General features: G+C 44.3%; 21 protein-coding genes. 2 read left to right on the top strand and 19 right to left on the bottom strand.

Features of this window, described 5'->3' with window-relative positions:
- Positions 1-10: 10 nt before the first annotated feature.
- Together HMPREF9389_RS05605 and rsmG are read left to right on the top strand one after the other, a co-directional pair.
- Positions 11-754 (top strand): ABC transporter ATP-binding protein, encoded by a 744-nt coding sequence (locus tag HMPREF9389_RS05605; RefSeq protein ID WP_002929601.1) that lies wholly within the window; start codon positions 11-13, stop codon positions 752-754.
- A gap of 80 nt (positions 755-834) precedes the next feature.
- A complete protein-coding gene (gene rsmG, locus HMPREF9389_RS05610) occupies positions 835-1,548 on the top strand; it encodes a 16S rRNA (guanine(527)-N(7))-methyltransferase RsmG (protein ID WP_002929599.1) in 714 nt (237 codons plus the stop codon).
- Positions 1,549-1,598: 50 nt separating this feature from the next.
- On the opposite strand, the gene HMPREF9389_RS05615 is transcribed toward rsmG, so the two are convergent.
- From HMPREF9389_RS05615 to HMPREF9389_RS12090, 19 genes are all read right to left on the bottom strand, one after another.
- A complete protein-coding gene (locus tag HMPREF9389_RS05615; protein WP_002929596.1) occupies positions 1,599-2,183 on the bottom strand; it encodes a hypothetical protein in 585 nt (194 codons plus the stop codon).
- Positions 2,184-2,233: 50 nt separating this feature from the next.
- The gene (locus HMPREF9389_RS05620) at positions 2,234-3,070 is read right to left on the bottom strand and encodes an energy-coupling factor transporter transmembrane component T family protein (protein WP_002929592.1); all 837 of its coding nucleotides are present in this window, start codon (positions 3,068-3,070) and stop codon (positions 2,234-2,236) included.
- Positions 3,063-4,748 carry an ABC transporter ATP-binding protein gene (locus tag HMPREF9389_RS05625; RefSeq protein WP_002929590.1) on the bottom strand — a complete coding sequence of 562 codons (1,686 nt, stop codon included), beginning with the start codon at positions 4,746-4,748 and terminating at the stop codon, positions 3,063-3,065. The genes HMPREF9389_RS05620 and HMPREF9389_RS05625 overlap by 8 nt, the downstream gene beginning before the upstream one ends.
- 9 nt (positions 4,749-4,757) lie before the next feature.
- On the bottom strand, positions 4,758-5,519 hold the full coding sequence (locus tag HMPREF9389_RS05630) for a nucleoside phosphorylase (protein ID WP_002929589.1): 762 nt from the start codon (positions 5,517-5,519) through the stop codon (positions 4,758-4,760).
- A 219-nt stretch (positions 5,520-5,738) separates the two neighbouring features.
- The gene (locus tag HMPREF9389_RS05635) at positions 5,739-5,999 is read right to left on the bottom strand and encodes a SemiSWEET family transporter (protein ID WP_002898091.1); all 261 of its coding nucleotides are present in this window, start codon (positions 5,997-5,999) and stop codon (positions 5,739-5,741) included.
- Positions 6,000-6,179: 180 nt separating this feature from the next.
- Entirely contained in the window at positions 6,180-7,097 is a 918-nt protein-coding gene (locus tag HMPREF9389_RS05640) for a DUF4299 family protein (RefSeq protein ID WP_032906418.1), read from the bottom strand.
- Positions 7,098-7,391: 294 nt separating this feature from the next.
- Complete coding sequence (locus HMPREF9389_RS05650) at positions 7,392-7,751, bottom strand: TfoX/Sxy family protein (RefSeq protein WP_002929581.1); 360 nt, start codon at positions 7,749-7,751, stop codon at positions 7,392-7,394.
- Between the two features lie 9 nt (positions 7,752-7,760).
- On the bottom strand, positions 7,761-8,174 hold the full coding sequence (locus tag HMPREF9389_RS05655) for a VOC family protein (protein WP_002929580.1): 414 nt from the start codon (positions 8,172-8,174) through the stop codon (positions 7,761-7,763).
- A gap of 56 nt (positions 8,175-8,230) precedes the next feature.
- Positions 8,231-9,034 (bottom strand): helix-turn-helix transcriptional regulator, encoded by an 804-nt coding sequence (locus HMPREF9389_RS05660; protein ID WP_032906415.1) that lies wholly within the window; start codon positions 9,032-9,034, stop codon positions 8,231-8,233.
- A gap of 158 nt (positions 9,035-9,192) precedes the next feature.
- Positions 9,193-10,179: a rhodanese-related sulfurtransferase gene (locus HMPREF9389_RS05665; RefSeq protein ID WP_002898096.1), complete on the bottom strand. Its 987-nt coding sequence runs from the start codon at positions 10,177-10,179 to the stop codon at positions 9,193-9,195.
- A 610-nt stretch (positions 10,180-10,789) separates the two neighbouring features.
- Positions 10,790-11,434: a fructose-6-phosphate aldolase gene (fsa, locus tag HMPREF9389_RS05670; RefSeq protein ID WP_002929577.1), complete on the bottom strand. Its 645-nt coding sequence runs from the start codon at positions 11,432-11,434 to the stop codon at positions 10,790-10,792.
- Positions 11,435-12,135: 701 nt separating this feature from the next.
- Positions 12,136-12,678: an ECF-type riboflavin transporter substrate-binding protein gene (locus HMPREF9389_RS05675; RefSeq protein ID WP_002900998.1), complete on the bottom strand. Its 543-nt coding sequence runs from the start codon at positions 12,676-12,678 to the stop codon at positions 12,136-12,138.
- Between the two features lie 11 nt (positions 12,679-12,689).
- Entirely contained in the window at positions 12,690-13,535 is an 846-nt protein-coding gene (locus HMPREF9389_RS05680) for an SAM hydrolase/SAM-dependent halogenase family protein (protein WP_002911906.1), read from the bottom strand.
- A 31-nt stretch (positions 13,536-13,566) separates the two neighbouring features.
- Positions 13,567-14,160 carry an MptD family putative ECF transporter S component gene (locus tag HMPREF9389_RS05685; RefSeq protein WP_002929575.1) on the bottom strand — a complete coding sequence of 198 codons (594 nt, stop codon included), beginning with the start codon at positions 14,158-14,160 and terminating at the stop codon, positions 13,567-13,569.
- Between the two features lie 16 nt (positions 14,161-14,176).
- Positions 14,177-15,559: a M20/M25/M40 family metallo-hydrolase gene (locus tag HMPREF9389_RS05690; protein WP_002929572.1), complete on the bottom strand. Its 1,383-nt coding sequence runs from the start codon at positions 15,557-15,559 to the stop codon at positions 14,177-14,179.
- Positions 15,560-15,676: 117 nt separating this feature from the next.
- Positions 15,677-16,504 carry an amino acid ABC transporter substrate-binding protein gene (locus HMPREF9389_RS05695; protein ID WP_032906412.1) on the bottom strand — a complete coding sequence of 276 codons (828 nt, stop codon included), beginning with the start codon at positions 16,502-16,504 and terminating at the stop codon, positions 15,677-15,679.
- Positions 16,505-16,619: 115 nt separating this feature from the next.
- Positions 16,620-17,765, bottom strand: coding sequence for a M20 peptidase aminoacylase family protein (locus HMPREF9389_RS05700; protein WP_032906409.1), 1,146 nt, complete (start codon positions 17,763-17,765; stop codon positions 16,620-16,622).
- 375 nt (positions 17,766-18,140) lie between these two features.
- Complete coding sequence (locus HMPREF9389_RS05705; protein WP_002929563.1) at positions 18,141-18,857, bottom strand: YebC/PmpR family DNA-binding transcriptional regulator; 717 nt, start codon at positions 18,855-18,857, stop codon at positions 18,141-18,143.
- 269 nt (positions 18,858-19,126) lie between these two features.
- Positions 19,127-19,546: a hypothetical protein gene (locus HMPREF9389_RS12090; protein WP_328262171.1), complete on the bottom strand. Its 420-nt coding sequence runs from the start codon at positions 19,544-19,546 to the stop codon at positions 19,127-19,129.
- Positions 19,547-19,647 lie beyond the last annotated feature (101 nt).

Genomic DNA, 19,647 nt, shown 5'->3' with positions numbered 1-19,647 from the left:
GGAGAAGCCTATGTTATTAGAAGCACATAACCTCAGCAAAAGCTATCAGGAAAATCAGGAGCCCATTCTCCGTGATTTGTCGCTGGAGATTGAAAGCTGTCAATTCATCGCCATCATGGGGCCTTCTGGCTGCGGGAAATCCACCCTGCTCAATCTTCTATCCACCATTGACAAACCTGACCAAGGACAGATTCTTTATGAGGAACAGGACTTGCTGGCCATGAAAGATAAAGACTTAGACCGCCTTCGCAGAGAGGCTTTTGGCTTCGTCTTCCAGCAGGCCACCTTCCTGAAAAATCTCAATATCCTAGACAATATTTGCTTGCCGAGTCTCATTGGCAAGAAAGGAAACGAGCGAAAGGGAGCCTATGAGCGAGCGAGGGAACTAATGGCCCTGACTGGAATCGAGGATATCGCCCACCGCAGCATCCATCAGGTATCAGGTGGCCAACTCCAGCGAGCTGGCATCTGCCGGGCTCTCATGAACCAGCCTCGAATCATTTTTGCTGACGAGCCGACAGGAGCGCTCAACTCTCAAGCCGGCCGTCAGGCTATGGAGCTCATGCAGCACTTCCACCAGCAGGGCGCAAGTATCCTTCTGGTAACCCACGATGTCAGTGTGGCTACCTACGCCGACAAGGTCCTACTCATTTTAGATGGCAAGATCAAAAAAGAAGTTCTCTTTGACCCAACTGCCCATCAAAATGAGCGTCGCCGGCTGCTCTTGGCGGAGCTCAATCAGATTGGCATATAAAAAAGAAGCCCTTTGGCAGAATGCCGGGGACTTCTTTTTGTGATATAATAGGATAAATACTGATAAACAAGGATAAAATTATGACACCGCAAGAATTTTACCAGCTATTGAGCCAGCAGGGAATCGAACTGACCGACCGTCAGAAAGAGCAGTTTGAGCGTTATTTTGAACTTCTGGTCGCATGGAATGAAAAAATCAATCTGACAGCTATCACCGAGAAAAATGAAGTCTATCTCAAACATTTCTATGATTCAATAGCGCCCGTTTTGCAAGGCCTGATTGATAATCAAGAGCTTAAGCTGCTAGATATCGGAGCCGGTGCTGGCTTTCCCAGTCTCCCTATGAAAATCATCTGTCCTCAGCTGGATGTGACTATCATTGACTCGCTCAACAAACGAATCAACTTCCTCAAACTGCTGGCAGAGGAGCTGGAGCTGGACAAGGTTCACTTCTACCACGGCCGCGCAGAAGACTTTGCTCAGGACAAGGCCTTTCGAGCTCAATTTGACCTCGTCACCGCCCGCGCGGTTGCTCGCATGCAGGTCCTATCTGAACTGACCATTCCCTATCTAAAAGTGGGTGGCAAGCTCCTAGCGCTCAAGGCTTCTAATGCTCCAGAAGAGTTGGAAGAAGCCAAAAATGCCCTCAACTTACTCTTTAGCAAGGTCCAAGACAACCTCAGCTATGCCCTACCAAACGGTGACCCTCGCTTTATTACGGTGGTGGAAAAGAAGAAAGAAACCCCCAATAAATACCCCCGCAAAGCCGGCATGCCAAACAAAAGACCGTTATAAGAAAAAAATCAGTCAAAAATTGCCTGATTTTTCTTCGCCATTAGAGAATATTATTTTTTATTTGCTTCATTATAGATTCTAATCTGAGGGGCGACTTGATTAACCACATCTAAAAACTGTAATAGTTCAATATAATTTTGATTAGTATAGCGTCCCAGATGCAGACGAATATCTTTGTTAGCACTCATGGGACTATAATACAAATATAGATGAGGATACTTAACGTACTTGTTCTCTTGAACTTTCTCAATCTTAATAGTCAAATCAGTTAAATCAGAAAGCATAAGAAACTGAAAATAGGTATCATCTCGTATGATTGCATCCTTATAAAGATAAAGAGATAGTTTTTCACGTGAATAGCGGGACTGGCTATAAATCTTGTAAAACTTCTTCTCCAGCTCCGGATAATGAGAATAAAGCTTCTGATAGCTCTGCAAGCTCTTTTGCCTAGTAATCCAAGCAAGCCAGGTAAAGAGTGCACTCATCAGTAGTAGCAAAGCAGCAAAAATCAAGGATGCCCAAAAGCCAAATTCGTCCGCATGTGGCATATAGAAGAGAAAAATTATACCTCCTAAACCATATAAAACAGGAAATAATAAGTCCTTACGGAATCTACTCTTTATTCTTTCTTCCATCTAGTAGTTATCCTCCTAATATATATTAAACGAAGTCCACACACTTTATCCTACCTCCACGGATTATAAAAGCGGCCGTGATTGACTGCGAAGAGAGCAAAGCAGAGGAATAGAAAGACTACTGCCAGTGTCAGCACCAGCATATCTCTCCTGCTTAGAGCCTGATAGGTGTACCAGGTTCGTTTTTTATTTTTCCCAAATCGGCGCAGTTCCATGGCGGTGGCAATGATGTTGATACGCTCTAGTGAGCTGAAAATCAACGGAATGATAATCTGCAGATTTCCCTTTACGCGCTGAGACAGTTTAGCTTTCTTGGATAATTCCTGCCCACGCGCTTCCTGGGACATCCTAATCAGGAAAAATTCTTCCTGCAAATCTGGAATATAGCGGAGCGTCAGACTGACCGCGTAAGCAATTTTATAGGAAATACCAAGCTGATGTAGGCTGGAAGCAAACTGACTGGGATGGGTTGTCATGAGGAAAATCACTGCCAGAGGTATGGTCGAAACATACTTGAGCAGGAGATTAAAGAGGTAGAACAGCTCCTGAGCTGTTAGATTATAGGCTCCCCATCCAGTCCAGAGGACATCTTTGGCTCCGTAGATATCGACACCATACTGAGGGGCGAAAAGATAGACCATCACTAAATTAAGAGCAGCAAAGGATGCCGCAAAGACTAAAACAAATGAAATGTCTCGGATGCGGATGTGGGACAGCCGAAAGAGGCAGAGGGACAGCAGGGCTAGCCCCAGCAAAAAGCGAGTATCATAGCTGATCATGGCTGCTACTGATACCAGAACGAAGAAGAGCATCTTGCTGGCACCGGACAGGCCATGAAGAAACGTCTCGCCCGCATGGTAGCCGATTAATTTTCGCTGATTAAGCATGCTTGTCCTCCTTTTCTCTCATATAAAACTCGGTCAAAGCCAGAGGGTCGGCACCAATCTTCTCAGCCAGAGCAAAGATTGACGTTTCCTTTAGATGAGCTGCTGCAATCAACTCTTGATCTGTCAGCACCTGCGCAGGCGCCTTATCGGCTAAAATCTGACCATCCACCACAACCACTGCCCGATCTGAGTAATCCAGCATCAGCTGCATATCGTGCGTAATCATGATAATCGTATGTCCCTGCTGATTAAGCTCATCCAGAAAGTCCATCATCTCTGTATAATGGCGCTGGTCCTGACCAGCTGTCGGTTCATCCAAGAGGATAATCTCCGGATTCAGCACTAAGATAGAAGCAATGGTCACCCGCTTCTTCTGGCCGAAAGACAGGGCCGAAATCGGCCAACTACGGAATTCATAGAGTCCACAGGTCTTGAGAGCCGCATGGACTCGCTCTTCGATTTCAGATTCTTCCAGTCCGCGCAAGCGCAAGCCTAAAGCCACTTCATCAAAAATCATGGCTGCCGAAATCATCTGATTGGGATTCTGCAGGACATAGCCAATCCGCTCAGCCCGCTCCTTGATAGAATCTCCCTTGATGTCCTGGCCTTGCCAGCGATAACTTCCCTCCGTCTCGATGAATTGACAGAGAGCCTTAGCCAAAGTGGATTTGCCAGCTCCATTTTTACCAACGATGGCTATCCGCTCACCTTTGAAAATCTTCAGACTAATATCCTGCAAAATAGGCTTGCCACCGCTCTGGTAGGCAAAGGACACATGCTCCAGTTCCAGTAAGGGCTCCTGAGGCTCTTTGGCAGAGTCAGACCAGTCTATTCCCTCAAAGGTCACATCTGCCAGCTGCAGCTGATCCAAGCGGGACAATCCCTCAGTCTTTTCCACTTCAACTCCTAGCTGGCGCAAGGTGGTAATGTAGAGCGGTTCGCGGATGCCATTTTCAGCTAGCAGTTGGGTTCTGAGCAGGTCATCCGGCTGTCCATTAAAGAGAATGCATCCGTCATTGACAAGCACTAAGCGGTCTACCGGTCTGTAGAGGACATCTTCCAAACGATGCTCGATAATCAGAGTTGTCGTTTCCGTCTCCCGATGAAGCTGGTCAATCAAATCAATGGTATCCTGACCCGACTTTGGATCCAGATTGGCCAAGGGCTCGTCAAAAAGCAGAATAGGACTCTCGTCAATCAAAACTCCAGCCAGACTGACGCGCTGCTTTTGACCGCCTGATAGATCCTGGGGCCGATGCTGTAAAAGCTCTGATAAATCCAGCTTCTCTGACCAGGCTTGGACTTTTTCGCGCATAAGCGACAGCCCCATGACATCATTTTCCAGCGCAAAGGCCAAATCTTCTGCTACGCTAAGCCCGATAAACTGGCCATCCGTGTCCTGCAAGACCGTGCTGACAAGATTGGACTTATCATAAATGCTGGCCTCAAAAGCTGGCTGCCCCTTAATCAAGAGTTGACCGCTGGTCTCTCCTTTATAAATGTTGGGGATAATCCCATTGAGGCACTGGCCCAGCGTTGACTTTCCAGAGCCAGACGGCCCGACAATCAGAACCTTCTCCCCCTCGTAAATAGTCAGATTAATCTGCTTCAGGGTCGGCTCAGACTGGGCCTGATATTGAAAGCTAAAGTCTTCAAATTGGATAATTGGTTTTTTCATCTTATTTCTCTATAGTGCCAGAGCGATCTGAATCGCTAGATTGGCAATCTTATCTTTTTCGTCCAAGTCTGCATGATTGGCTAGGTTACGCATATCCCAAGCTTCCTCAGATAAGTGGTCAGCTGCATAGAAGAACTGGCAGACGGTTATCTCTCGAAAAGCTGCTAAAGCCGCTACAGCTGAGCATTCCATATCCACACAGATAGCTCCCTCAGCCTTTCTCTGGCGGAGTTTAGCTACCGTCTCACGGTAAATGCCGTCTGTCGTCCAGACCTTGCCCTTGCGATGGGAAATACCGCGCTCATCCAGAAAAGCCGTCAAAAAATCTTTCAGGCCAAGATTGACTTCCTGCTCACGGCTAGTTGGCTGGTAGTGATAGCTAGTCCCCTCATCTCGCAGGGCCTCCGTCGGGATAATGACGGACGTTTCCTTAATCTCCTCATCCAAGATGCCACAAGTACCGAAAAGCACCAACTTCTTCATGCCAAAAGCAATCAGGTCTTCCAGAATAGCCACACAGGCCGAAGCTCCAACCGGTGCATTAAAGAGAGCCAGTTCCCGTCCATCTGCGAAAACACGATAGATAGGAATTTCAATATTTGCCATGCTAGTCGTCGTAATCAGTTCATGATCAAAATCCGCTAGCATCCGCGCAAAGGTCTCTCTAGCAAAGCAGGAAACAGCCGTCTCCGGAAAGCCTTCTATAGATTTATTCAAGTCTTCTGGGTTGATGATGGCCTTGCGACTTTGGTCAAATTCTTCAAGTATCATAGGCTTGCTCTCTTATCCCTTTCTTCCTGATGAAACAGCCAGCACAACTCTGCTGACTTCATCTTACCATTGTATCATAAAAAGACGGTCTGCTGAACGCTGCCTGCATATTTTCTACATAGCAAAAGCCATAGGCAGGCTCTATAGCTCAAGTGAAGTGAGCACTTTGTCCAATGTTTTTCCAACAAAAAAAGACTGGGAACAACTCCCAATCTTATCTTACATAAGGGCTGTAGCAGCAGTAATCAAGCCAAATACGATACCCGGCATATTAGCCGCTGCCAAAGGAATGTCCCGCTTCTCTTTAAATAGACCATAAATGACCCAGAGAGTACAGTTTAGAGCAGCTACTGAAGGCTGGATAAAGTCACCCTTGTTTCCAGCTAGATTATTCATAATCTGTGGGATATAGGAAACATACATCATAACAGACATAAACGTGGCCACCCAGCCCAAGATTAGCATGTGTTTTTCTTTCATTTCGTTCTCCTTTTTATAAAACTGACCTCTATTCTATAGCTTCTTCTTGAAATTTTCAAGATATTTTCAATAATGTTATCAAAACGAAAAGAGTCACAAAATTGTGAGAACTGCTGACAGACCTTAAAAAGCCGCCTTTTGGCAGCTCTGTTAAGATTCAAAAAGTAAATTTTCCTAGCGCTAAAACTTCGGTTCTCCATCGGGAAGTTGATCCAAAATGGCTTCCAGTTCCAGCCGATTGAGTGGCTGAATCCGGATCTGACTGGAATCCAGATAGCTACGGTGAGTCTCTGGAATCTTCTCCAAAAAAGCTTTTAAATCCTTTGTTGTCAGATATTTATAGCCCTGCGGACTGCTGGCATCCTCTATCAGGATATGAAGATGCCATTCAATGTCTTGACTAGCACCGCTCTCAATCATCTCTTTAACCAAGTAGCCCTTGGGCATGGGCTGAGTCGGAAGTACTGTATCCACTCCTTCTGCCAGGACATACGAGCCCAGGTATTTCCCACCCTGATCCCTATAATACTTAGGGGTAGAAAATTGACTCTGAACCTGCTGCATCTCGGCCATCTGCCTGCCAAACTCCTCCACAGGATCTTCAGCTTTGAATAGTTCCAGAAGTTTTTCCTGCGACATATACAAATCATGAGCATAGCCTTCGAAAACATGCATAGGCGCAGCTGCAACTCTGGCATCGTTGAGGCCATAGAGAATATCCGCTTCAAAATCAATATTAAAAATCCCGTCAGCGGTGTAAGTGGTGCCGTATTCATCGACGATATCCTGCTTCATCTTCTGAGCCAAACGACTCATAAAGAGAATAGCCCCTTTCCAGTCGCCAACCGTCGATGGTGTCAAGACACGAACCTGATAGGTTTCCCGGTCTGGCAGATAATAAACTTCAAACCCTCGGCCGGCCCCTTCCCAATAGACAGCAAGAAAAGTTCCGATCTGATCCAAGGATTGATAAGCCTTATCGCCCTCGAGGCCTACGACCTCCAGCCCTTCTACCAAGGAAACCAAAGACAGGGGTGTTTCGACCGCCTTATAGCTAAACAAGCCCTTTCGGTTCTGAATGTAAAAAGAAATACTCATACCATGCTCCTTTCTAACGACAAAAGCCTTTCTGAAAGCGAGAAAACGCAAAATCAACACTCACTACTAGTACAAACTCACTTTTCTCCAAGGCTTTTAGGGATAAACTCCATTCTTAAAACGAACTCCGATATTAGTATAACATTTTTGGAAGAAAAAGACGAAAAAACCTGTATCCATGAAGAGACTTTCCGACTGAAAACTTCATCAATACAGATTCTAAGAATATATTTAAACTTCATAAAAAAGCAAGAAATAAACTTCTAAGAAAGCAAAACTCATTCTGAGCACTTCTTACTTTTTATCCTGCTGCGTCAGCTCCTGATTGTAGGACAAGGCTAGCTGGATCCAGTAAGACAGTTCTTTTTGTCCTTCGGCATCTAAATCAATATAGCCATGATAAAGCCTGCCCTTCATTAACGTCACACTAGCACCATTTTTAGGCAGGGCCTGCTTTTCCATTTCCTTACCGATGCGTACCATGACAAGCTCTTGACTTCTCGAACTCACAGTAACGGTCATCTTACCTCGGACCATAAAGGCCAAACCACCAAACATCTTCTTCTCTTCTACCTCTTCTTCAAAAACATGAGGGGGAAGTTCAGTAGCTAAAATGGTACGAATCTGTTGAGCTAAAGATTCACTATAAGCCATCCTTCTACCTCATTTCATCACATCCCAGCCGATACCAAAACGGTCAATCAAGCGGCCATAAAACTCTGCGAAGGCTTGTTCCTCTAAAGGATAGAGAATTTGCCCACCTTCAGCAAGCTTGGCAAAGAGCTCATCGGCTTCTTCTCTACTGTCTGGGCTCAGAACTAACCATTGATTGGGTTGGTAATTGCTAGGAATAGATAGGTCGTTAAAAATGCCTACATCCTCACCATGGAGGGTTAGATTTTCAGTATCCAAAGCAATCCAGGCAATCTTATCCCGTTTTTCTGCAGGAAGGTCAGCTGGATCCATCATATCACTAGCTCTAACAAGTCCCTTTATCTCTGTCTGAAAAAGGTCCGCATAAAAATGAAAAGCTTCTTCGGCCTGACCATTAAAACTTAAAAACACATCTAATTTCATTATTGTTCCTCCAATTTTTTATATCTGAGAATAGCTCTCTAGTATCAGTTTATCAATTAGGATAAAAATTTTCTTATTCTCAATTGCGCTTGTTTGGCTAGGGAACGCATGATTAAAGCTGGAAGATTAACTGTAATAGGGGGATCGCTGGGCAAGGGCCTGCGCATGCTGATTTCCTCTTGATAGATGCTATCGCCTGAAAAAGTGAGAGGCTCATCGCTGCCCCAGCGAAAGTTATGCTTCAAGACATAGTTTTTAGTTAGGCGTAAATCCTCCAGCAATTCACAGGCCAAAAGATAGTAGCGACCATCGGGTACATGTTCAAAAGTAAACCGTCTCTCCTGACTCAGTGCTACTCCGATAATCGGCTCTTCTTTGGGTATGCGGGTTTTAAAAAGCCCGACACAGCTAATGCGTGGTTCATACCCCTCGGGATAAGATAGCGCCACTGTCAGCCGATTGCCACTTTTACAGTCGGGATCCTGATGCAACAAAGCTCCCTTCTCATCCAGTTGTTTGACCATAAAATCATAAGCCTTGGTTGATTCCTGATAATATTTTTTAGGCGAAAGTCCAGTATGTCGCTTAAAAGTATTGGAAAAACTGCCTAGACTATCATAACCAGCTTCCATAGAGGTCTCGGTCACATTTTGCCGACCTTCCACAATCTCCTGAATTCCTTTTTCCATCTTAAGAGCTTCCATATATTGCTTGATAGAAAAGCCCATCTTTTTCTTGAAAGTTCTGGATAGATGGGAAGGACTATAATGGAAATGCTGAGCCAAATCGGTCAGACTCAGCTCTTCATCTGCATGCTGACGCAGATAGGCTGCCACTTCTTCCATGATAGCTTTAGACATAGACTTGCTCCTTTCCCATTTATTTAAGCTCATTATATCACATCAAAAAGAAAGGACAAAACATCGAAACCTGAATAAAGAAAAGCTAAGCTGCAAATAAATAATGAAAAAACTTTAGACACTTGAAACATCTAAAGTTTTTTATCTTCACGATTAAATTACTGAGCCACTAGTGTTTCCAAGCTTTCCCCAATCGCAGCCAAACGCTCCACCACTTCTGCCTGGCTCAAGCCGTTTTCAGCCACATAGCGATTGCGAGGGTGAACACGGCATTCATGAGAACAGCCACGGAGGTACTTGTCTTCATTTTCTTCTGAAGTCAAGATACGGCGGTTACACTCTGGATTGCCACAGTTGACATAGCGCTCGCAAGGAGTACCGTCAAACCAGTCTTTCCCAATCACAACTGGATCAACATGGTTGATATCAACCGAGATACGCTCATCAAAGACATACATCTTGCCGTCCCAAAGCTCACCTTGAACTTCTGGATCCTTGCCGTAAGTCGCGATACCGCCATGAAGCTGACCGACATCCTTGTATCCTTCACGCACCATCCAGCCTGAGAATTTCTCACAGCGAACACCACCTGTACAGTAAACAACCACGCGCTTGTCCATGAACTTCTCTTTGTTATCACGGACCCATTGCGGCAATTCGCGGAAGTTGCGGATGTCTGGACGGATGGCTCCGCGGAAGTGACCCAGATCGTACTCATAGTCGTTACGAGTGTCTAAGACAACAGTGTCTTCGTCCAAGAGAGCTTCCTTAAATTCCTTAGGTGATAGGTAAGCTCCTGTCGTCTCCAGCGGGTTGATGTCATTATCAAAATCATTGTCTTCCAAGCCCAAGTGAACAATTTCTTTCTTGTAGCGAACAAACATTTTCTTGAAAGCTTGCTCGTTTTCTTCGTCAATCTTGAACCAAAGGTCTTCCATGCCCGGAAGGCTGTGCACATAATCCATGTATTTTTGAGTGGTTTCATAATCACCAGAAACCGTTCCATTGATTCCCTCATCTGCCACCAAGATACGGCCTTTAAGACCAATAGATTTACAGAAAGCTAGATGATCAGCTGCAAATTTCTCAGCATTCTCAATCGGAACATATTTGTAGTAAAGTAGGACGCGAATATCTTTTGCCATAAGATTTCAACTCTCTTTTCTCTATAAAATTTTCTGAATTTTTTAATTCATCTATTTATTATAACGCGAGAAGAAAAGCTGAGCAAAATATTTGTTTGAAAAATAGCAGAGCTGGAAAGTTTAAGCGAGAAGGACAACTTATCGCTCTTCTTCCAATTGATCCAAATACTTCTCAAAGCGCTTTTTCTGCCATTCTCTTACAGATTCCCCTTTCACTTTATAAATCTCTATAATGCAATATATAATTTACATTTTATCTTTTATTTTTTACATTATTTCAGAAGCAATTTCCACAAATCTAAACATCAAAAAGAGGCTGGGACAAAAGTCCTAGCCTCTCAATTGTCTTTGGATTGTCGAGCAAGACGCAGTGGTTGAGTGGACTCTACTACGCTGATTTCATCAGCTTTTACAGCCCTACTCAACTGTGCAGAGGTGGGACGACGAAATCGAATTCTAACGAATTACCGATTTCTGTCCCACTCTCCAAATCTTATCTTACCCGCAACCTAGATCTGTTGACAAAGAGTCAAAGTCTTCTAAGTCGCTATGGCCTGCTTAAAATATAGTCAGAGGCAGAGACTTCTATTTCCCATACCTACCCTAAAACTTATTTTTTAAATGCTTCCCAATCCTTCATAAATTGGGCTATCCCATTGGTAGTAAGTGGATGCTGCGTCATTTTTTCAAATAAATTATCCGGAATGGTCGCAATGTGAGCACCAAGTTTTGCAACAGCTTCAACATGCGCTGAATTACGAATACTAGCTGCGATGATTTCAGCTTCAAAATCATAAATATCAATAATCGTGCGCAAATCTGCAATCAGTTGATAGGCATCTGTTCCAATATCTTCCAAACGTCCAACAAAAGGACTGATGAAGGTAGCTCCGGCTTTCATAGCCATGAGTCCTTGAGAAACTGTAAAAATCAAAGTAACATTCGTTTTAATTCCCTCTTTTGAAAGGACAGAGACAGCTTTTAAGCCTTCCGTTGTCATTGGAATTTTGACAACAACGTTATCAGCCCACTTAGCAATATCCCGTGCTTCCGCAATCATTTCAGGTGCTGTCAAGCCAGTAACCTCTGCACTAACAGGACCACTTACAATCTCACAGATTTCTTGAATAACCGTTTTAAAATCGCGTCCTTCACGTGAAATAATTGTTGGGTTAGTTGTTACGCCATCCACAACACCTAATTCATTAATCGCTTTGATAGCCGCCGCATCAGCTGTATCTAAGAAAAATTTCATACCTCATGTCCTCCTAGGCTTCTTCATTTAAGCCTTTATTACAAATAGCACTTGTCATTACAACAAGTAGAACAAATACAACAATGGTCATCATGAAGGCCATCCAGCCAAACTGACCAATTTAACCTAAAATATACATTGAAATTCGATAATCCCTGAGCTTAAAGATTAAAAGGGCTCTCTTTTACGAATCAAAAAGTGAAAAAATGCAAGTCACAGCCAACTCAACTGAAACACTTTCTACCCAAACCATATCTCTATGTCTTAGAGGTTTAGACATACAGCCGTCAGGGCACCTGATTCTGCTGCTAAAACAATGTAGGCACAATCATCAATAACACGTTGGAACTAGCTGAGTCACATAAGAACCAAAGAGACTTTTAACTATTCAAATCTTTGGTTGATCTTAATTCGTTGGCAACGAACTTACCGACTCCTATTCCCTATTATAGTACAATTTTAAAGCGTTTTCAAAAAAAGACTAGAAAAATCTACAAAATTCAAATCAGCAAGAGCTGTTCTAAAATTTGCTCTTGTTTTTTAGCTCGTCTAAATATATCGTCTTAGATTGTAAGTAGTTTTAGGAAGTCGTGAATTACTTAAATTTTCCAGTTTCTAATGGACAACTGTATGATTCGCCACTAGCAAAAAAAGCCGCCCAGTACATAAAGGCAGCTATTCTTAGATAGAAACTACTATGATTAATCTTTTTTAAGGCTTCCTGCGCGGGTGCGGGTGCGAGCGTAAGCAGTCAGCAAGACAGTTCCGATGACAGCTACTGTCGCAGAATTCACCAGAATTGCTACAATACTTTGAGCAATAACCTTATTGACCGGCTCACCAGATACAATCACATCACCAATCGGGCCGATTAACCAAGCGATGGCATTGGCTCCAAACTGAATCAAGTTAAAGCGGATAATGTCCTTGACTTCAAATTTTCCTTCTTCCACTTGGAAGAATTTTCTAAAGAAGCCAACTAATAGACCGAAGACTCCACTGCCGGCAATCCAGAACCACCAGAGTCCTCCACCGCTCATAGCGTCTTTAATGGCGTGGCCAATGAAGCCCATCAGGAAACCGACGATTGGACCAAAGATGACGCTAAAAAGAGCTTGCAGGGGGTATTGGAGCTGGATGCTGGTATTGGGTACAGGCGTTGGAATATTGATCATTCCGATGACCACGAATAGGGCTGCTCCAATTCCTGTTGCGACTACGTTTCTGATTGTATTATTTTTCATTTTCTTCTTCCTTAATTTTCAATTCTCTTGATTTCAATATGCCATTGGGCACCGACGCCAACATTGTAGGCCTTAGCAAAGGAACCTTGGTTAATCGCTAAGCCGACCCGATAGAGGGAGTTAATATAGAGGATAGGCTGACCGATGCGGACATCCGCAAAGGACTTGCCATAGGTTACTTGGTTTTGATAAACCAGCATGTCATTATTGTAAATAGTAACTTCAAAGCGGTCGCCAAATTCTGGTTTTAAGGTACAGAATTCCTCGCGGGTGATAGAGGTCCAGAGAGAGCCGAAGCGGACATCCAGGATATCAATAGCTCCGCTAACATAATTATCCGCAAGCGTGGTCTCTACTACCTGAATTTCGACAATGTCTTCGACCTTGAGCTCTGGCCCAACCTCTTCAAAGCTGATATGGCCGCTGGCCAGCTTAGCACCCGTATAGGCATAGACATCACGACCGTGGAAAGTGTAGGAATGCTCCGTATCCTTGCGACGATTTTCCACCTCAGAAATTTCCCGAATAGCCTCAATGCCGACATGCTTCTTGATGAAAGACAGGGTGCCGTTATCAGGCGTAACGATATACTGGCCCTTTTTCGTCTTAGCCACCACACTCTTCCGCTTGGAGCCAACGCCCGGATCCACTACCGACACAAAAGTCGTTCCTGCTGGCCAGTAATTAACTGTCTGAAAGAGACGATAGCTTCCCTCAAAGATGTTGTAAGGGGTGATATCGTGAGTCAGATGATGAATTTTCAGAGTGGGCGACTCTTCTAGCGCCACTCCGATCATGGCTGACACAGCTCCATCTACCAGACCAAAGTCCGACTGGAGTACGAGTAAATTGTTCATATTTTCTCCTTAGTTATATTTTCAATGGTATTTAGACCGAAGCTGACTTGGAAAGTCTCGCTTTAAGGATTTTCCTCCCTAACAGGGCTCCAAGTAAAGCGCCCAGTAAAATGCTGGCTACAAACCAAAGGACTAAGCTGGGTTCTGGCTTAAGCATGACTTGCTCGATATAAGCCTGAGTCTTTCCTCTGGCAAGAAGACTAGCTTCATACTGCTTGGGTGCCAGCCACATTAGGAAAATAGGACCCGCTGTGCTAAAGCTGAAAACCATAAAAGACAGCAAGCTTCTAACAGTCCTTTGATAGCTGCCTGACCGAGCTATAAGATCCGCTAAAACACCGCTAATCAAACCTGGTAGAAAAGCTCCAAAACCATGTCGACTAAGCAGAAAGAAGAGACCTAGCAGACAGCCTAGGCCGCTGATTAGACCGAAGGTCTTTATTTTCTCTGTATAGAAGATGAACAGAACTCCGCCAAAGAAAGCTGTAAAAGCTGGAGCGTAAAACATATTGCCTGAGCGGTCAAATAGAAGCCCAACCAAGACGCCTAAGAGCATGGCTAGGAAATAAAAGAGGTAAAAGAAGCCAGCCTGCTTCAGTTTGTCTTTTCTTATAGAGTATAGCATAAGACTTCCTTTCCCGCTAGTCAGCTTTACTGTAACTGCCAATCAGCTCCTGAATGAGCTCAATATGCGTATAGTAGTCAGCAATTTTCACATTCTCATCTCCGCCATGATCTCGGCTATTAGCATTGCCAAGTCCAAAAGCCGCCATAGGAACCTCCAAGGCTTCATAGACCGTGTGCATCGGACCAGTTCCAGCTGAGGTCGGCAGAACAGAGATGCCCTCTTGGTAGTAATCTTTAGCCAGCTCGATAAGATTGAGAATGGAAGGCGCACTCATGTCGCTGCGATAACTCATCTCTCCCAAGGTATAGGCCAGCTCAACCGCTGGATAGCCATTTTTATCCAGCTGCTGACGAATCTTGTCCAAGACATCCTGAGGTTCCAGACCCGGCACCAGACGAACCTCCATCTTGGCCTGGGCATCTGAAGGTAAAATGGTTTTAACCCCTTGGCCTTGATAGCCTGATCCGAAGCCTTCAATATTCAGCGAAGGTTCAAAGTAAAAGCGACGGAGAAATTCCTTCCGCTCGTCCAGCAAAACTGGTAATTTCAAGCCATAGACTTGACTCAGCTCTGCAGGAGTCCGCAGGGCATATTCCTCAATCAGAGTCAGCTCCCGTTCATTGGGCTCTTGAACCTGCTCATAGATTCCTTCAACTAAGATGCGGCCGTCTGGACTGCGCAAGCTGGATAAAGCATTGAGCAAATACCAGGAAGCGGAATTGATAACGCCACCGAAGCTGGAATGAATGTCAACATCTGCACTTTTGACCGTCACGTCAAAGGTAACAATTCCCTTGTTACCGCCTGAGATTTCCAGCTGCCCTAGATTGTTGCGGCTGCCTTGCTCCCAGACCAGCAAATCCGCTCCTCGCAGGCGTTTGCGATGCTTGGTCAGATATTTATCTAAGTCTGTCGAAGCGGACTCTTCTGCCCCTTCCATCATAAAGATGATATTGACTGGCAAATCACCGTGCTCTCGAATATACTTGCGAACAGCCGTCAGACGAGCAGTAATATGCCCCTTGTCATCATCCACTCCTCGCCCATACATAACCCCGTAATGAACTGATAGTGTAAAAGGATCATTGGTCCAGGGCTGGTCATCGTCTGCCGGCACTGTATCGTAGTGGTTGTAGAAAATAATGGTCTTAGCAGCAGGATTTGAAGACGGAAACTCCGCCAAAAGAAATGGAGCAGTATAGCTGTCGTCAATCATGACCTTGGCACCTGCAGCTGTAAAAATCTCTCCCAAATAGTTGGCTACTTCCTGCAGGCCAACCTGCTGGGCAAAGATCGATTTTTTAGAGATCAAGGTCCGCAGCACTTCAAAATAGTGCTGGGCTACCTCGTCGTTTTCAAATTTTTTGATTTGTTCAGTCTCAGTTGAGAAAGGCATGAGTTACTCCTATTAACAGCAGATAAAGGGCTGGGGAAATAAGCTTCCCCGCCCTTATCGTATTTCTTGTATCAAAGTCTAGTCAGCCAAATTGCAGTTCAGACTTGATGGGATTTCTTACTTGATATCTTTTGCATCTGGCAGGTAAGAGCCGCCAAAGAATTCTTGTGACAGTTTTTCAAGCGTACCATCCTCATAGAGTTCTTTGATTCGCTTGTTGACAAATTTTTGCAGTTCTTCCTGACCGCTTGCAATAATCGGATAAACATAAGGCTGCTGGTCGCTTGGAAGCTCAATTACTTCCAGATTATCCAAGCCTTGGTCCTTGATAATAGACTCTACAGTTATGCGCTCAAAAATCTTATAGTCCGTACGGCCGTCATTCAGATTGGCCAAGATTTGCTGAATGGTTCCGTCCGTATAATTGATTTTTGTCGGTTTATCGCTATGTTCCTTGTTGTAGTCCTCTAGCTGCTGAGCTGTTGAAGTCCCCTGAACAACCTCAGTAGACTTGCCACCAATGTCATCCAGCGATTTGATGCCCTCACCCTTACGGACAACTAAAACTGTTGGATTTTTCGCATATGGACTAGCATAGAGATATTTGTTAGCCCGCTCTTCGGAATAGCTGATATTATTGGCACCGATCTGGTAGCGATCACTGTCCAGACCTGAGAATATAGAAGCCCACTTGGTCTTATTGAAATTGACTTCATACTTGTCTGAATCCTTAAAGATAGCACGAAGGACTTCGATATCGTAACCAGTCAGTTTACCGTCTTTATCCTCGTATGAAAATGGTTTGGTAGTTCCCACTGTTCCGACTTCTACCTTTGTTTTCTCTGTTTTCTTCTCACTTGATGATGAGCAAGCCACCAAGGCACCAATGGCCAAGACACTGACGGCTGCCAGAGAGAAGTATTTCAAGGTTTTCTTCAGGTTCATATTTCGAATTCCTCCTAAAAAATCTTTCTTTATCATATCAAATAAGAAGAAGCTTGACCATTATATATTTTTTATGGAGGTGATAGCTTTTCTTTATCAGCTCTGAGACAGTCATTTACTCGACTTTCTGCCTGTAGTGCTGCAGGAGAAAGAGAGCACTTTCCACATAGTAAGGAACAGAAACTTTGAAGGCTTCGTCGTCAATGACCATGCTGTCATGATGGAGGTCAGGAGCATTTTCCGCACCATTTGAACCGATAAAGGCAAAGACTCCTGGAAGCTTCTCCTGATAAAAGGCAAAATCTTCTCCAGCCGAGGATGGACTGACAGGCAGGACCTCAGCCAGATTCTGGGAGTGCTCATAAAGCAGATCGGCCAATTCAGGATCATTATAGGTCACTGGCGGTGTATGGTCCCAAGAAATCCTGACCTGAGCTCCAAAATTCTCCGCTGTATTCTCTACAATTCGGATAAAGTCTTCCCTAAGACGCTGCTGCAAGGTCGGATTGAAGCTACGAATCGTTCCTTCAAAAAAGCCCGACTGCGGCAGTACATTCCAAGTTGCCCCCGCTTCTATATGAGTTACAGACAAGACAGCTGCTTCAAAAGGAGACACTGTGCGGGCCACTAGAGGCTGCAGATTTTGAATCATACTAGTTAAGGTCAATACTGTATCAACACCCAAATCCGGTCTAGCCGCATGGCTGCTGACTCCTTCTACCTCCACTTTGAATTTCTCAACCCCAGCCATCATGGTTCCCGCTTTAAGTGCTAGCTGTCCCGCCTTAAGCTGGGGCATATTGTGAAAGCCGATAATAGCAGACACATCGTCCAACAGGCCAGTCGCAAGAACCTGGCTGGCTCCCTGAGAAGTTTCCTCAGCTGGCTGAAAAATCAAACGAACCGTTCCTCTCAAATCACCTTCCATAGCCTTGAGCAGCTCCGCTGCCCCCAAAAGGCTGGTCTGATGAAAATCATGGCCGCAAGCGTGCATGACGCCTGAATTCTGACTGGCGTACGGCAGACCTGTCTGCTCCAAAATGGGCAGAGCATCAATATCAGCCCTCAGGGCAATAACCGGCTTGCCAGAGCCAACCTCGGCAACTAGGCCAGTTGTCAGACCGGATTCTAAAATCCTAATCTCCAAATCTTCCAAATAGCCTTTTAGAAAAGCCGTGGTTTCAAATTCCTGCCCAGACAGCTCTGGATGCTGATGAAGATAATGCCGCATTTGCATCAGTTTATCATAAAATTTTTTCATGGCAGACTCCTTTACTCGAATACACCTATCTACCATCCAGTATAGCACAAAGCTGGACGAGGGCACAAAAATAGAAAGCTAATAATCAATAATCAGCCCTCTAATTTTGCAATTATGAGATATCGCCTTCAAAAGAGATGACAATAGATTCATAAGAAAAATCACGCTCCAAGACCCATTTGCCATCAGTTTTGACAAATTTCAACTGATAATCTCGTTCTGGTTTGGAAGCAAGGCACAGGAAGCCAAGTGCTTCTCTTTAATAAGTTAATACTATGACTTTTGTACTTTACCATACTTGGCTGCACTGGTAAATACAGTTTGATACTTCTCATTACAGAAAAACCTGTAGCTCCAACTACAGGTCAAGTATCTTTAGAATCCATCTACATTCGTATAGATTTTTTGAACATCTTCGTCGTCTTCTAAAACACTATAAAGTTTTTCAAAGGTTGCGAGGTCTTCGCCGGTCAACTCTACTTCAGACTGAGGAATCATTTCAAGCTCAGTTACTTGGAACTCTTGGATGCCAGACTCGCGCAGAGCCACGATGGCCTTGTGAAGGTCCGTTGGCGCTGTATAGACAGTGATGCTGCCTTCTTCTGCTTCAACATCATCTACATCTACATCTGCTTCCAGCAGCTGTTCAAAGACGCTGTCAGCGTCGTCACCCGCAAAGACAATCACACCTTTATTATCAAAAAGATAAGATACCGAGCCGCTAGCTCCCATATTGCCGCCATTTTTACCAAAAGCAGCACGGACATTGGCTGCAGTCCGATTGACATTTGAAGTCAGGGTATCGACAATCAGCATAGAACCGCTTGGCCCAAATCCTTCATAGCGGCCTTCAGTAAATGTTTCGTCAGTGTTTCCTTTTGCCTTATCGATAGCCTTGTCAATGACATGCTTCGGCACCTGAGCTTGTTTAGCTCGGTCGATAACGAATTTCAAAGCTGTGTTAGACTCTGGATCTGGATCACCCTTTTTAGCTGCTACATAGATTTCCACACCAAACTTAGCATATACTTTTGAGTTCGCGCCGTCTTTGGCCGTTTTCTTTGCCACAATATTGGCCCATTTACGTCCCATTGGAGATTCTCCTTTTGATAAATTACATTTTTAATCTTTCTTATTATAACACAGGGAATCAGAAAAATCACTAAGAAAAAATGATAGCTTCTAGAAGATTCTGGTTGTATTCTTCAACTTCTGCTGGGCTGAAATCGAGACAAATTTGATTTCTGTTTTCAATTCCATAAAAAATCCAGTCGCTAAAAGAGCAACTGGACGATACATTCTATTTCCCGAAACCGGCGGGTCTGTCATAACGGACCTTTACCGAAATTCATCAAAAAAGTTCACTGATAATTTTTCACAATAGGCAAATCCGGTTTGCATCTGCTTAAGTAGGCAAAAACATCCTCTATTCTGCCATCTAAAAAAGTGACATCTACTCGAACGGACTTGCCATGATAAGGCTTGACATATAGGTAGTCTCTCCGATAGTACCTGACTCCCAGTCGAAAAGAAGCCTGCCCATCAGAAGTTCTTCCCCAAGCCGGCCGGTAAAAGACACTTTCCAGCTGATTCCAAGCAAAGCTATGCTCTTTCAAAAAAGCTCCTCTCACGGTCAAGCCCCATTCTGTTCCCGCGAGAACAAAGCACTTTTTACTCAGCTTGCGTCCCGCATGGACTATTATAAAAATTTCAAGTAGACTAGCTAAGAGAAAGGTAAGGAAAGAAGGCAAACCGAATGAAATAATTCCTGCTCCAGGCATAGCTTTATCAATTGAAAACAAGAGCAGGCAAGCTAAAGCGCCGAAAATGATGCCTGAGACTAAAAAGACAGAGGCTAAGATTACTATGGTCAAATAGAGTC

Source organism: Streptococcus sanguinis SK355 (assembly GCF_000212855.1).
Classification (GTDB): Bacteria; Bacillota; Bacilli; order Lactobacillales; family Streptococcaceae; genus Streptococcus; species Streptococcus sanguinis_A.
This window is presented reverse-complemented; position numbering and strand designations above follow the sequence as displayed.

Bases quoted from the DNA above. Each gene is read 5' to 3' on its own strand.
- HMPREF9389_RS05605 (WP_002929601.1), top strand. From the start codon at position 11: ATGTTATTAGAAGCACATAACCTCAGCAAAAGCTATCAGGAAAATCAG.
- rsmG (WP_002929599.1), top strand. From the start codon at position 835: ATGACACCGCAAGAATTTTACCAGCTATTGAGCCAGCAGGGAATCGAA.
- HMPREF9389_RS05615 (WP_002929596.1), bottom strand. From the start codon at position 2,183: ATGGAAGAAAGAATAAAGAGTAGATTCCGTAAGGACTTATTATTTCCT.
- HMPREF9389_RS05620 (WP_002929592.1), bottom strand. From the start codon at position 3,070: ATGCTTAATCAGCGAAAATTAATCGGCTACCATGCGGGCGAGACGTTT.
- HMPREF9389_RS05625 (WP_002929590.1), bottom strand. From the start codon at position 4,748: ATGAAAAAACCAATTATCCAATTTGAAGACTTTAGCTTTCAATATCAG.
- HMPREF9389_RS05630 (WP_002929589.1), bottom strand. From the start codon at position 5,519: ATGATACTTGAAGAATTTGACCAAAGTCGCAAGGCCATCATCAACCCA.
- HMPREF9389_RS05635 (WP_002898091.1), bottom strand. From the start codon at position 5,999: ATGAAAGAAAAACACATGCTAATCTTGGGCTGGGTGGCCACGTTTATG.
- HMPREF9389_RS05640 (WP_032906418.1), bottom strand. From the start codon at position 7,097: ATGAGTATTTCTTTTTACATTCAGAACCGAAAGGGCTTGTTTAGCTAT.
- HMPREF9389_RS05650 (WP_002929581.1), bottom strand. From the start codon at position 7,751: ATGGCTTATAGTGAATCTTTAGCTCAACAGATTCGTACCATTTTAGCT.
- HMPREF9389_RS05655 (WP_002929580.1), bottom strand. From the start codon at position 8,174: ATGAAATTAGATGTGTTTTTAAGTTTTAATGGTCAGGCCGAAGAAGCT.
- HMPREF9389_RS05660 (WP_032906415.1), bottom strand. From the start codon at position 9,034: ATGTCTAAAGCTATCATGGAAGAAGTGGCAGCCTATCTGCGTCAGCAT.
- HMPREF9389_RS05665 (WP_002898096.1), bottom strand. From the start codon at position 10,179: ATGGCAAAAGATATTCGCGTCCTACTTTACTACAAATATGTTCCGATT.
- fsa (WP_002929577.1), bottom strand. From the start codon at position 11,434: ATGAAATTTTTCTTAGATACAGCTGATGCGGCGGCTATCAAAGCGATT.
- HMPREF9389_RS05675 (WP_002900998.1), bottom strand. From the start codon at position 12,678: ATGAAAAATAATACAATCAGAAACGTAGTCGCAACAGGAATTGGAGCA.
- HMPREF9389_RS05680 (WP_002911906.1), bottom strand. From the start codon at position 13,535: ATGAACAATTTACTCGTACTCCAGTCGGACTTTGGTCTGGTAGATGGA.
- HMPREF9389_RS05685 (WP_002929575.1), bottom strand. From the start codon at position 14,160: ATGCTATACTCTATAAGAAAAGACAAACTGAAGCAGGCTGGCTTCTTT.
- HMPREF9389_RS05690 (WP_002929572.1), bottom strand. From the start codon at position 15,559: ATGCCTTTCTCAACTGAGACTGAACAAATCAAAAAATTTGAAAACGAC.
- HMPREF9389_RS05695 (WP_032906412.1), bottom strand. From the start codon at position 16,504: ATGAACCTGAAGAAAACCTTGAAATACTTCTCTCTGGCAGCCGTCAGT.
- HMPREF9389_RS05700 (WP_032906409.1), bottom strand. From the start codon at position 17,765: ATGAAAAAATTTTATGATAAACTGATGCAAATGCGGCATTATCTTCAT.
- HMPREF9389_RS05705 (WP_002929563.1), bottom strand. From the start codon at position 18,857: ATGGGACGTAAATGGGCCAATATTGTGGCAAAGAAAACGGCCAAAGAC.
- HMPREF9389_RS12090 (WP_328262171.1), bottom strand. From the start codon at position 19,546: ATGCCTGGAGCAGGAATTATTTCATTCGGTTTGCCTTCTTTCCTTACC.